This window comes from Streptomyces sp. AM 2-1-1, assembly GCF_029167645.1.
Classification (GTDB): Bacteria; Actinomycetota; Actinomycetes; order Streptomycetales; family Streptomycetaceae; genus Streptomyces.
In genome coordinates this window covers 3,845,019-3,857,500 of the sequence record NZ_CP119147.1, presented here as the reverse complement: position 1 = coordinate 3,857,500, position 12,482 = coordinate 3,845,019, and the positions used below count along the sequence as shown (strand labels likewise).

Here is a 12,482-nt window from a genome sequence, read left to right as displayed (position 1 = left end):
TGCCGTAGGCGACGTTCATCCGGCGGTTGAGCCGCCCCAGAGCCGAGACGAGCTGCTCGACCTGCGGGTCCAGGTCGCTGAATTCGCGCTGGTAGGCCGCGATCTGCTCGTCGAGGCTCGGCTCGTCGGGGCCGATCTCGGTGGTTTCGGACATGGCCGCAGTATCGCATGCAAGACCACACCCTTCGAAGTCCTTCGACGTTGATTGTTGAAGTTCTAACTTTAGTGTTAAAGTCTTCGGGTCGATGTAGTTCGGGGGCGCACTGTGCTGCCCCGTGATCATGGGGTAGGTGAGTGTGACCAGGGAGATGGGCGCAGCGCTGCGGCGGATTCAGCTCGGAAGCGCGCTGAGCGCGTTCGGCACCGGATTCACCGTGCCGTACCTGTACGTCTACGTGGCGCAGGTACGCGGTCTGGGTGCCGGCACGGCAGGAGTCGTGCTGGCGGTCTTCGCCATGGCGGCTCTGGTCGTCCTGCCGTTCACCGGGCGGGTCATCGACCGGCGCGGCCCCTTGCCGGTACTCATGGCCGCTTCCGTCGTGGCTTCGGTCGGCGTCGCCGCGCTGGGCTTCGCGGGCAGCGTGACGACGGCGGTGCTGTCGGCCGCCGTACTGGGCGCGGGCACCGCGGTCATGCAGCCGGCGCTGGCCACCCTGCTCGTCCGCTCCTCCACCAGCACGACCCGCACCCGCGCCTTCGCCATGCAGTTCTTCCTGCAGAACCTCGGCATGGGGATCGGCGGGCTGGTCGGCGGACAGATCGTCGACACCGACCGGCCGGGGACCTTCACCCTGTTGTTCGTGGTCGAGGCCGTGATGTTCCTGGTGCTCGGTGCCGTCGTGAGCACCGTGCGGCTCCCCCACGCCCCCGACATGTCGCGCATCGCCGAAGGGGTCCGCACCGCCGCGGCGGGAGAGGGCGGACTGCGGGCGATGCTGTCGCACCGCGCGATGGTCCAGCTCTGCGTCCTCGGCTTCGTGGTGTTCTTCGCCTGCTACGGCCAGTTCGAGTCCGGGCTCGCGGCGTACGGCACCGAGGCCGCCGGCATCGAGCCGTCCACCCTGGGGCTGGCACTGGCCGCCAACACCGCCGCCATCGTCGTCGCGCAGTTCGTCGTGCTGCGGCTGGTGGAGCGGCGCAAGCGCAGCCGGGTGATCGCCGCGGTCGGCCTGATCTGGGCCCTCGCCTGGGTCGTGGCCGGGTACGCGGGCCTCGGTCACGGCAGCCAGACGATGGCCACGGCCGCGATGATCTCGACGTACGCCCTCTTCGGACTCGGCGAGTCGATGCTGTCGCCCACCGTCGCGCCGCTCGTCGCCGACCTGGCGCCGGAATCGATGGTCGGCCAGTACAACTCGGTGTTCGCCCTCTGCAAGCAGCTCGCCCTGGCGCTCGGCCCGGCGGTCGGCGGGCCGATGGGGGCGTCCCTCCCCGGCCCGTACATCGCGACGTTCGTGCTGGTCTCGCTCGGGATCACGGTCGCGGCGTTGCGGCTGGGCCGGCGGCTCACGCCGGTGCAGGACCAGCCCTCGCTCGCCGCGCTGCCCTCCCGGGTGGTCGCGGTGTCCGTACCGGGGGCCGGGCCGGAGCCGGTGTCCGTGCCGGTACGCGTACCGACCGCCTGAGGGAGGCTGCCCCCTGCCCCGGCGGAACACCGCTCGGCGGGGGGCCGCTCGGTGAGCCGGCGCTCAGCGTGGCAGGGCGAACTCGCACCACACGGCCTTGCCGCCGCCCGGAGTGCGCCGGCTGCCCCAGGACGAGGCGACCGCCGCGACGATGGCGATGCCCCGCCCCGACTCGTCCCCCGGCTCCGCCCTCCGGTGGCGCGGCAGGTGGTCGTCGCCGTCCGTCACCTCGATGATCAGCCGCCGGTCGGTGCGCCGCAGACCCAGTCGCGTCGGCGGGGTGCCGTGCTGGAGGGAGTTGGCGACCAGCTCGCTCGCGGCGAGCACCCCGACATCGATGAGTTCGGGGGAGAAACGCCAGGAGGTCAGTACGCCGGTGGCGAAGGCGCGGGCGCGCGGTGCCGCCTCCACGCCGCCGAGCAGGTCGAGCGAGGCGTTGTGGAAGAGCTCCGCGTCCGCCCCCTTCCGCGCCGGATGCTGGATCACCAAAACCGCCACGTCGTCGTCGTGCTCGGCCGTCACTCCGAGGGAGCGGATCAGCCGGTCGCACACGACCTGGGGCGATCCCTTCGCACCCGACAGCGCCCGGCCGAGCGCGGCCACGCCTTCGTCGATGTCCTCGCTGCGGCGCTCGACCAGGCCGTCCGTGTAGAGGACGGCGGTCGAGCCGGGCGGCAGCGCGATCGTGCCCGAGGTGTGGATCCAGCCACCGGTACCGAGCGGCGGGCCCGTCGGGTCCTCGGCGACGTCCACCCTCCCGTCCTCGTCGCACACCAGGATCGGCAGGTGCCCGGCCGAGGCGAAGACGAGGTGTCCCTCGTTGGGGTCGTGCACCGCGTAGACGCAGGTGGCGATCTGGGTGGCGTCGATCTCGGCGGCCAGACCGTCGAGCAGCTGGAGCACCTCGTGCGGCGGCAGGTCGAGGCGGGCGTACGCGCGCACCGCCGTGCGGAGCTGGCCCATGACGGCGGCGGCGCGGACCCCTCGGCCCATCACGTCGCCGATGACGAGAGCGGTACGGCCGGCGCCGAGGGTGATGACGTCGTACCAGTCGCCGCCGACCGCCGCGTCGGTGCCGCCGGGCTGGTAGGTGGCGGCGATCCGCAGGTCGTCCGGCTGCTCCAGCTCCTGCGGAAGCAGCGACCGCTGCAGGGTGACGGCCATCTCGCGGTGCCGGCGCTCACTGGTGCGGAGCCGTTCGGCCGCCTCCGCGTGGTCGGTGACGTCCGCGGCGTGCACCAGGACGCCGCCCGCCCCGTCCGCGACCGGGCCGTCGTCGGGGCTCCACGGGGCGACCGGGGTGCAGGTGACGGTGTACGAGGCGCCACCGAGGGTCTTGCGCGACTTGACCGTGCGCGGGGTGCCGCTGCGCAGGACCTGGTCCATCAGCGGCAGCACGCTGAGCTCGGCCAGCTCGGGCATGGCCTCGGCCGCGGGCACCCCGCACGGACGGCTGCCGAAAGCGGTCTCGTAGGCGGTGTTGACGTACGCGACCCGGTGGTCGGGACCGTGGAACAGCGCCACGGGCGCGGGCAGCCGGCCGAGGATCTCGCGGGCCGGCAGGTCGTCGAGGACGGGCACGGCGCCGGCACCGTCCTCGCTGCCGGGAACCGGCGGCACTGCGGTGGCCGGTACGCCGTCGGATTCCCGCGGGGCAGCGGGAGCCGGTGCGCCGTCGGGATCCCGGGGGTCGGCGGCCTCACGCGGGGCGGCGGTCTCCCCCGGCACGGCGGCGACTTCCGGCTGTGCGTACGCGGCCCGCGCAGCGGGGACGGAACCGCGGTCGTCCCGGGCGGCGGCCCGACGTTGCGTTCCGGGAAAACGGGCGCTCCAGCGCGTGAAGTTCACGTATCTCTGGCCTCGTGTGTCGGTCTGGTCCGCTCGGGCTGGCTGCTCTGCTGCGTCTCTGCTCCGGGTCAGCCCCGGCGCCGTCTCACCGTGCGGAGCGTCGTCCGCGGCTGCGGCTGCCGCGTCCGCCGCCACCGCGTCCCCACCCTCCGCCGGGGCCAGGGGCTGCGGGGGCGCCCCGGGGTCGTGCGGTACGTCGTGTCGCGCCGGCCGTACGACGTCGCTGCCGACCGGGACCGCCGGCGTCCGCCGAGCGGGGTCCGGCGTCACCGATGGTCACGGTCGACCGGGTCACTCTGTGCAGATGTGGACGTACCTATGGTCACACGTCCATTGTGACGGAGCGTACTGACAGTCGTCATTCGGCCGTCGGTACGGGTCCCCGGCCGCCTCCGTCCGCCGTTCTCCGGGGGGCGGCGGCCGCCCGGGTCCACTCTCGTCCACTCTCCGCCCGTGCGGGCCTTCCGGGGCCGCGCGGGAGTACGGGTTCCGGCCGGTACGACCTCATTACGGCGCCGGTCGACAGCGGTACGACGGGATCTGGTACCTCCCCGTCGGCGGGAACCGCGCGGTCCCGCGCGGCCCGCCGGGGTCAGCCGGGCGGCTCCGGCGACCCGTCGACGGAACCGGGGCGGCGGCGGGGAGGAGGCGTGCGGGGCGGGGCCGTACCACCGGCCGCGAGCCGGAACTCGGCACGGGGGTGCTCCAGCGAACCGAGGGAGACGATCTCGCGTGCGAAGAGCCCGGACAGGATCCATTCGGCAAGGACGCGCGCCTTCCGGTTGAACGTCGGTACCCGGCTGAGGTGGTACGCCCGGTGCAGGAACCAGGCGGGGTACCCCTTCACCTTCCGGCCGAAGACGTGGGCCACCCCTCGGTGGAGGCCGAGAGAGGCCACCGAGCCGGTGTACGCGTGCCGGTAGTCGGTGAGCGGCCGCCCGTCGAGGGCGGCGACGACGTTCTCCGCCAGGACCTTCGCCTGGCGGACGGCGTGCTGGGCGTTGGGCGCGGTCACCGTGCCGGGATCCGATGCCGTCAGATCGGGGACGGCAGCCGCGTCGCCCGCCGCCCAGGCGTGCCGGGTACCGGCGATCCTGAGGTCGGCGGTGCAGCGCAGTCTCCCCCGTCCGGTGACCGGGAAGCCGGTGGTGGCGACCAGGGGGGCCGGTTTGACCCCGGCCGTCCAGACGAGCGTGCGGGTCGGAAAGCGCGATCCGTCGCTCAGCACGGCGACGCGGCCCTCGCAGGACTCGAGCCGGGTGTCGAGGCGTACGTCGATGTTGCGTCCGCGCAGTTCCCGCAGGGCGTGGGCGGCCAGGGCGTCGCCGACCTCGGGGAGAATGCGCCCGCTCGCCTCCACGAGGATCCATCTCAGGTCGTCCGGACGGATGTTGTGGTAGTACCGGGCGGTGTAGCGGGCCATGTCCTCCAGTTCGGCGAGCGCCTCCACCCCGGCGTACCCACCGCCCACGAAGACGAAGGTGAGGGCTGCGTCGCGCAGGGCGGGGTCCCGGGTGGCCGAGGCGATGTCCATCTGCTCGATGACGTGGTTGCGCAGACCGATCGCCTCCTCCACCGTCCTGAACCCGATCCCGGTCGCGGCGAGTCCGGGCACCGGGAGGGTCCGGGACACGGATCCGGGGGCGAGGACCAGTTCGTCGTACGGCATGGCGACCCCCCCGTCCTCGCCCCCGACCGTGGCGAGGGTCCGCACGGTGGCCGTCCGTCGCGCGTGGTCGATGGCGCGCACCTCGCCGACCACGATGCGGCACAGGCGCAGGACCCGGCGGAGCGGGACGACGACGTGCCGGGGCGAGATCGATCCGGCGGCCGCTTCGGGGAGGAACGGCTGATACGTCATATAGGGGTCGGGCGTGACCACCGTGATCTCGACGTCACCGCTCCTCAACCCACGTTTCAGCTTCCTCTGCAGGCGCAGCGCCGTATACATCCCGACGTACCCTCCGCCGACCACGAGAATGCGCACACCGGGCTTGTTTCCGGGGGCCGTTCCCCGGGATTCTGGAGCCATCACCACCCCATGACGCAACGGAGTCCCGGGTTTGTCCACAGGCCTGGCACATTGTGTGACCGGGGCGCTCCGGCGCGCGGACTCACCAACCGTCAGCACCGGGAACGCAGCCCCGCAGGTCAGACGGGGAACAGGGGGCGCGCACACGGGCGCAAACAGGAATCATCGGGTCCTTGCTCCGATCGAGGGGCGCTCCGTGCGGAACGACCCCCTTCTGAATTGCCCCCCGCTCAACTATGTTCGTAGCCGATCGGGGTGGGGGATGGGGAAGTTCGACACTCCTTACCCCGGTTCACATGGAGGGGAAGTCTCCGGGGGGAGACGTCATAACCGGGGGAAGTCATGCACATTCAGGATTCGCATGGGCAGATTGCCGTCCCGTCCGCGACCGAGGTCGGCGCGCGGCTGAACACACCGGGAACGCTCACCGTCGTCGACCCGTCCCGACCGGGCGGAACGGTGGAAGCGGACGGCACGCGGGGGGCGAGCACGGCCGCCGCAGCCGTGGTTCCGGTCGGTACGGCGCTCGGCACGGCCGTCGGTTCCACCACGGGCAGCGCGGCGCGTTCGGCGCCGCTGCGCGTGGACGCGCAGCGGAATCTGGAGCACGTCCTGCGGGCTGCGCGGGAGGTCTTCGGCGAGTTGGGGTACGGCGCGCCGATGGAGGACGTCGCACGGCGCGCACGGGTCGGAGTGGGGACGGTCTACCGCCGGTTCCCCAGCAAGGACGTACTGGTGCGCCGAATAGCCGAGGCCGAGACGGCTCGGCTGACCGAACAGGCGCGCGCCGCGCTGGGCCAGGAGGACGAGCCCTGGTCCGCGCTCTCCCGCTTCCTCCGGACGTCGGTGGCGTCCGGTGCGGGGAGGTTGCTGCCGCCGCAGGTGCTGCGCGTCGATGAGTCCGCCGTGGGCGGAGCCCCGCAATACACCGAAGTCGGGGGTGACGGGGCGCGCGTGCCCCAGCAGCGGCAGGGTGCGGTTCCGGCGGACCCGCACGCGGCGATGCGGCCGACGGACGCGCCGGACGGCGAGGCGGGTCCCGGCACGGCCGAGTTGCTGGAGGTCGTGGGCCGACTCGTGGAGCGCGCGCGGGAGTCCGGAGAGTTGCGCACGGATGTGACGGTGCCCGACGTGCTGTTGGTGATCGCCACCTCCGCACCCCTGCTGCCGGACGCCGCCCAGCAGTCCGCCGCCTCGGCACGGCTGCTCGACATCCTCTTGGAGGGACTGCGTTCGCGCCCCGCGTGAGCGAGCGCGCCGCCGGACCGGACACGGAAGGGCGCGGCCGACCGGCAGGGGCCACGCGCGGCTCGTCCGGCGGCGGTTGCCCGTCGGGAAAGGGGTGAGGGGACCGACGGCACGGGGGCGCGGCCGGGCGGTGCGCCGGTCGGGGGGCGGAGGTGCCCCACGACGGGCGGTCGGTCGTCGGGCGGGTCCGGCCCGGGGAACCGGTACCGGGGAGACCCGGTCCCGGGGAGGACGGTCCCGGGGAGGACGGTCTCTCCCCTCCCGTTCGGATGACGTCTCGCGCTCTCTTTCGGTCGGGCACCCCGGACGAGTGGAAGGAGGGCTGAAGCAGCCCGTGGTGCACGGGCCCTGTGGCAGTGTTGCCCGGAATTGGGGTCACGGCAGGTACGGGGGCTTCCGCGATGAGCGGTGACGGCACACGGGACGAACCGCTCATCGGCCCGGCGACCGGCGGCGCCACCGACGACGACTCCGGGCGGGCGCCCGGTACCCGGGCCGAAACTGTGGCCGGGGCAGGGAACCAGGCCGGAGAAGCTGCCGCCGGCGCCACGGACGGTACCGGCGCCGACGGCTGCGCCGCCTCCGTGCCGCGCCCGGAGCAGGTCCCTCCGCAAAGTGGTGCGAGGACGACACCTGCCGGCGCCGGCACGCCCTCCGCGCGCGAAGGGCAGGACGACGAGCGGGGTCCGCAGACGCCCGGTGCCGAGACGTCCGCGAGGACGGCTCCTGCGGAGGGAAGCGAGGGGACGGTGTTACCGGGGCCCTGGTCCGTACCCTCGCAGCGGTCGGGGCGCGGGGTCCCGGCCGGTCTCACCGTGTCGGACGCCGAGTTGATCAGGGGTATGCGCTCCGGTGACGACCGGGCGTACGAGGAACTGTTCCGGCGCCATTCCGGCGCCGTCCGGCGCTACGCCCGATCCTGCTGCCGGGACGCGCACACCGCGGAGGACCTGACGGCCGAGGTGTTCGCCCGGACCCTCCAGGCGGTACGCGGTGGAAAGGGGCCCGAAGAGGCCGTCCGCGCCTACCTGATGACGGCGGTCCGGCACGTCGCCGCCGTGTGGACGAAGAGCGCCAGGCGCGAGCACCTGGTCGACGACTTCGCGGTCTTCGCCGACCGGGCGACCCGTACGTCGGAGCTGTCCGAGGACGACACCCTCGATCCGGGTGCCGACGTCCGCGCGATGCACGAGGCCGAACAGTCCATGGCGCTGCGGGCGTTCCGCAGCCTTCCCGAGCGCTGGCAGGCCGTCCTCTGGCACACCACCGTGGAGAAGGAATCACCGAGCGAGGTCGCCCCGCTCTTCGGTCTCTCCGCCAACGCCACGGCGGTTCTCGCGGGAAGGGCCCGCGAAGGGCTCAAGCAGGCATACCTCCAGGAGCACGTCAGCCAGGCCCTGGTGGCGGGCGGGGACTGCGCCCGGTACGCCGACCGGCTCGGCGCCTACGCCCGGGGCGGCCTGCGGACACGGGCGGAGCGCGGACTCCGCAAGCACCTGGAGGGCTGCGCCCAGTGCCGCGTGGCAGCGGGCGAGTTGCAGCAGGTCAACGCGGGCATTCCGGCGCTCCTGCCGGTCGCCGTCATCGGCTGGTTCGCCACCGCGTACTCGCTCGAGGCGGCGGGCGTCGTGGCGGGCTCCACCCTGGGCGTGGCCGGCGCGGGAGCGGCTGCGGCGACCGGAACCGGCGCGGCCACGGGCACGACCGCGGCGAGCGGCGCGACGGCCGGGGGCACCGCCACCGGGGGCGCGGGCGGTGGTTCGGCCGCCGGGGGCGCCGTCGCGGAAGGTCTCGGTGCCCCCGTGAAGGTGGGTGTCGCGGCCGCGGTGGCCATCGCGGCGGCCGCCGGTCTGGTGTGGGCCCTGGCCGGCGACGAGGGGGCGGCGCCGGTGGCCAGGCCTCCGGTGGCGGCGACCACGGTCCCCTCGGCCGCTCCTGTGCCGGTGCCGCCCGCTCCGACGCCGGCACCCGTGCCGCCACAGGTCCCGACGCCGGGGCCGTCCCCGACGGCCGCACCGAAGCCCCCGCCCTCCCCGCCCGTACCGACGCCCTCCGCCGCACCCGCTCCCCGCACGCCCGACCTCCCTACGCCCGCCCCCGCCAGGCCCGTTGCCGTCCCGCCGGCCGAGGAGCCGCCCGCCCCGGCCCCCCTGCCCACCTCGACCGGGGAGCCCGCACCGGAGATTCCGGCGCGGGAGGTCCACCTGTTCAGCGAGCTCGGCTACGACCTCCTGGGGGATGGCACGGTCCCCGCGGTGCGGCTCCACAGGAGCAGCCCGATCTGGCAGCGCCACCACCTGTCGATCGCCTCCGTCCCATACGCGCACGGGGTGACGGTGGGCGGCTCTTCGTCGGTGGTCATCCGGCTGGACGGCCGCTGCACCCGTTACGAGGCGATGGCGGGCATCGACGATCTGGCCCTCGGCCTGGGCGCGGTGCGTTTCTCCGTGCACGCGGGAGAGGGCGGGGTGCTGTGGCGCTCCGGGATCGTGCGGGGCGGCTCCCCGGCCGTACCGGTGAGCGTGGCGTTGGAGGGGCGGACGACGGTCCGGCTGGTCGTCGAGCCCGTACGGCCTTTCGGCGGGGCGACGATGGGAGACTGGGCCGATTCCCGGTTCACCTGCGCGTAGCGGAACCCACCGCCCTTCCGCACGCGGACGCCGGGGCCGCTGCCCGGGACCGCCGCCCCGGACCTCGGCTCCCCGGGCGAGAGCCCACCCGGACGAGAGCCCTTCCGGACGAGAGCCGACCCGGACGAGAGCCCGCCCGGACGAGAGCCGACCCGGTCCGCCCCGCCCTTACGCCTGGAGCGAGCGGCGGGCGACCGGGAGGACGCCGCCCGCGACGGCGCGGCTGCGCGGTGCCGCCGTGCCGGTCCAGCAAGTGCCCCGGCGGCCCATCAGCCGGCGGAGCCAGAGTTCCGTGGAGGCGAGGTCCGCGAGCCCGTCGAGCGGCAGTGGTTCCCCCTCGGCGGCCGCGCGCAACGCCTTGCGCACCACCCGGGCCTCGATCAGTCCGGCGTCGGCGAGGAGCGGCGCATCGAACAGGTCCATCAACTCGGGCAGGGCCAGGCGCAGTCCGGTGCGGGTCGCCGCCGCCGACCGCGCCGGTGACGGGACTCCCCAGCCGGCGGGCAGGTCGTGGATGCCCGCACCCGCCAGGACCCGGCGCAGGATCGCGGCGCGCGCGCCCGGCTGGACCCGGAGCGACTCGGGCAGGGCGCGGGCGGCCCGGACGACCTGGTTGTCGAGGAAGGGCGCGTGCAGCCGCTGGCTGCGGATGTCGGCGGCCTGCTCCAGGATGCGGTGATCGGCGGCGGCACGGGCGAGGGCCGCCCCCGCCCGGGCCTGGCCCGGGCGCTGGGCGGTGGCGGGGCGGACCGCCGCCTCCCGCAGCCGGACCGACACCTGGGCGAGCGCCTCGCCGGTGAGCCAGCGGGCGGCGGGCCCCGGCCGGGACCAGGCGAGAGCTGCCAGCGAGGCGTCGGCGGGGGTGCCGCCGTGGCCGGGACGGTCCGGACCGCCGGCGTACCGGTTGGCCTCGGGCAGCATTCCGGCGGCGGCCTCCAGGCCGCTGCGGTAGGAGGTGCGGGCCAGTCGGCGTGCGGCCCGGTAGACCGTCAGGGGTACCCACAGCGAGTGCGCCGAGGCACCTTCGGCGCGGGTGAGCGCGGCGACGGGCCGCACCAGATCGCGACGGCGGCGGTCCATGAGGAGGTCGGCCAGTCGCGCCGGGTGGGCGTCGAGGACCTGCCGGGCGCCGTACCCGACCAGGTGGTCGGCGCTGCCGGCGGCGAGACGGCGCCGGTGGCGTTCGGCGACGACGAGGGAGGGCGCCGGCTCGTCGGTGATCACCCCGTTCTCCACCGAGAGGTCCGCGTACGGGAGGGCTTCCTCACCGGCGGGGACCACCACCTGGTGCAGACGCGGGTTGGCGGCGATGGCGCGGGCGCGGGCGAGTTCGTCCTCGTTGCCGCGGGTGGTGAGGTCGTTGAAGGTGACGGCGAGGAGCCGTTCCCCCGCGCCGGTGCCGTGGCCGAGGACCGTACCGGGGAGGCCGGGGAGTCCTGCGGCGAGGAGCGCCAGGGTCGCGGAGGCGCTGCCGCCGGAGAGGTCGGCGCCGATGCCGGGGACCGGTCCCCGGCCGCGCGCCGCCCGTCGGTCGGCGGGCCCCATCCCGGGCACGGGCCCGGGGTCCTGCGGTCCGGCCTCCGGGGCGTGGCGCGGCGCGGTGAGCCGGGCGCGTACGGCTTCGACGAGGGCGTCCCGTACGCCCTCCACGGCGTGGACGGGGTCGACCTGCGGGGCGGCGACGGCGAGGGAGGCGACCGGCTCGTAGCCGGTGACCTCGCGGGAACCCTCGCGGAGGATGAGCGCGTGGCCGGGCGGCACCCGCTTCACCCCGCCGTAGGGAGTGCCGTCGCCGAGCGCCTCCGGGGTGTCGGGGCAGGCCAGCAGGGCGGCCAGGTGCCCGATGTCGAGCTGGGCCTCGATCAGGTCGGCGAGGGGCAGTGCGGCGGTGGCGTACGCGGTGCCGCCGGCCCAGGGGGTGTGGAAGACGGGACGGGCGCCGGCGAGGTCCCCGGCGACGGTGACGCGCCGTCCGGTCCGCACGACGACCGTGTAACTGCCCGGCCAGGCGGTGAGGTGGCGCAGGGCGCCGCCGCGTGCGGAGAGGAGGCCGACGCGGAGTTGTTCGTCGGTCGCTCCGCAGCAACCGAGCACCGCGAGCCGGGTGGTGGGCGCGCCGACCGTCGTCGCCGCGTCGATGAGCCGGATCTCGTCGGGCCGCCAGTCGCCGACCGCCCACAGGGGATCGGGATCGTCCCACAGGAGTTGGGATCCCACCGGGTGGACCGTGCGCCCCTCTCCGGCCGCGCCGACGGCGCCCGCCGTGCCGAAGCTCGCGGCGACACTGCTCCACCCCACCAACCAACGCATCGCCGCCTCCACGGGCTGTGGACTGGCGGCGCGCATGGTCCGCCGCGCCGCCGCTGCGGGACATGCTGCCACGACTGTCGCGGACGGGAGGGGGTACGCGCGGCGCACGCCGGAAGAGCATGCGCCCCTGGCATGGGCCCCGACGGCCGCGGACGGACCGACCCGTCAACGGAACGACAGGTTCCGCTCGTTGGAGCGAGCAGGCGCACCCCCACAGCGAGCAGGTGCACCCCCACGGTGCCGTGGCGCCCCCATGGTCCCGTGACACCCCCATACCCGGGCGAGGGACGTTCCGTCATACCCGGGCGAGGGTCGTTCCGTCGCCCTTCGCACCCACGCCGTCCGCGCCCCTTTCGGCGTCGGCGCCGGTGTGCACCCACGCCCATCAGACGTATTCAGGCCACCCGAGGAGCGCTCTCGCGGTGAATTGGGGCGGAACGGTCGCCGTCGATATTCGGCCATTCTTCCCATGCTCCGCCACGGCGTCGCTCCGCTCGGGCTCCCGTGCCCGGACGCGTCCCGGGCCCGTCCGGCGCCCTGCGCGCGGCGCCCCCTCCGGCACGGCCCCCGCGCGTTCCGTGCCGGCGTACCGCCCGGCGGCGTCCGCGCAGCGCTCGGCCCGGGAGATGGCGCGCACCTCCCGGGCCGGTCCGCCGCCCGCGGGGAATGGGGCGGCAGTGTCCCCCAGCCCGCCGAGTCCAGGGCGGCGGGCCGACCCACGCAGGCTCCATGGAAGCGCTTCGACACCGCTCCGGCGAGAGCGCACGGCCGGGCGCACGGCCACACGGC

The 12,482-nt window shown here is 74.8% G+C and carries 7 protein-coding genes (1 of these 7 only partly in view); 3 read left to right on the top strand and 4 right to left on the bottom strand.

Annotation, left to right across the window (positions count from 1 at the left end):
- Positions 1 to 154, bottom strand: partial view of a MarR family transcriptional regulator gene (locus PZB77_RS16755; protein ID WP_275493405.1) — the 5' portion only. It extends 401 nt beyond the left edge of the window; only the first 154 of its 555 coding nucleotides appear in the window; the start codon lies at positions 152 to 154; its stop codon lies beyond the left edge, outside the window.
- Positions 155 to 308: 154 nt separating this feature from the next.
- Between PZB77_RS16755 and PZB77_RS16750 the strand changes: the two genes are divergently transcribed.
- Positions 309 to 1,625: an MFS transporter gene (locus tag PZB77_RS16750; protein ID WP_275496090.1), complete on the top strand. Its 1,317-nt coding sequence runs from the start codon at positions 309 to 311 to the stop codon at positions 1,623 to 1,625.
- Positions 1,626 to 1,688: 63 nt separating this feature from the next.
- On the opposite strand, the gene PZB77_RS16745 is transcribed toward PZB77_RS16750, so the two are convergent.
- Entirely contained in the window at positions 1,689 to 3,473 is a 1,785-nt protein-coding gene (locus PZB77_RS16745; RefSeq protein WP_275493403.1) for a SpoIIE family protein phosphatase, read from the bottom strand.
- Positions 3,474 to 4,065: 592 nt separating this feature from the next.
- On the bottom strand, positions 4,066 to 5,505 hold the full coding sequence (locus PZB77_RS16740; RefSeq protein ID WP_275493402.1) for an FAD-dependent oxidoreductase: 1,440 nt from the start codon (positions 5,503 to 5,505) through the stop codon (positions 4,066 to 4,068).
- 342 nt (positions 5,506 to 5,847) lie between these two features.
- Between PZB77_RS16740 and PZB77_RS16735 the strand changes: the two genes are divergently transcribed.
- Together PZB77_RS16735 and PZB77_RS16730 are read left to right on the top strand one after the other, a co-directional pair.
- Positions 5,848 to 6,753 carry a TetR/AcrR family transcriptional regulator gene (locus tag PZB77_RS16735; RefSeq protein WP_275493401.1) on the top strand — a complete coding sequence of 302 codons (906 nt, stop codon included), beginning with the start codon at positions 5,848 to 5,850 and terminating at the stop codon, positions 6,751 to 6,753.
- Between the two features lie 401 nt (positions 6,754 to 7,154).
- On the top strand, positions 7,155 to 9,383 hold the full coding sequence (locus PZB77_RS16730) for a sigma-70 family RNA polymerase sigma factor (RefSeq protein ID WP_275493400.1): 2,229 nt from the start codon (positions 7,155 to 7,157) through the stop codon (positions 9,381 to 9,383).
- Between the two features lie 168 nt (positions 9,384 to 9,551).
- Here PZB77_RS16730 and PZB77_RS16725 read toward each other — a convergent pair whose 3' ends face one another.
- The gene (locus PZB77_RS16725) at positions 9,552 to 11,693 is read right to left on the bottom strand and encodes an asparagine synthase-related protein (RefSeq protein WP_275493399.1); all 2,142 of its coding nucleotides are present in this window, start codon (positions 11,691 to 11,693) and stop codon (positions 9,552 to 9,554) included.
- Positions 11,694 to 12,482 lie beyond the last annotated feature (789 nt).

Coding starts and splice junctions, on each gene's coding strand:
- PZB77_RS16750 (WP_275496090.1), top strand. CDS start 309: ATGGGCGCAGCGCTGCGGCGGATTCAGCTCGGAAGCGCGCTGAGCGCG.
- PZB77_RS16740 (WP_275493402.1), bottom strand. CDS start 5,505: ATGGCTCCAGAATCCCGGGGAACGGCCCCCGGAAACAAGCCCGGTGTG.
- PZB77_RS16735 (WP_275493401.1), top strand. CDS start 5,848: ATGCACATTCAGGATTCGCATGGGCAGATTGCCGTCCCGTCCGCGACC.
- PZB77_RS16730 (WP_275493400.1), top strand. CDS start 7,155: ATGAGCGGTGACGGCACACGGGACGAACCGCTCATCGGCCCGGCGACC.
- PZB77_RS16725 (WP_275493399.1), bottom strand. CDS start 11,693: ATGCGTTGGTTGGTGGGGTGGAGCAGTGTCGCCGCGAGCTTCGGCACG.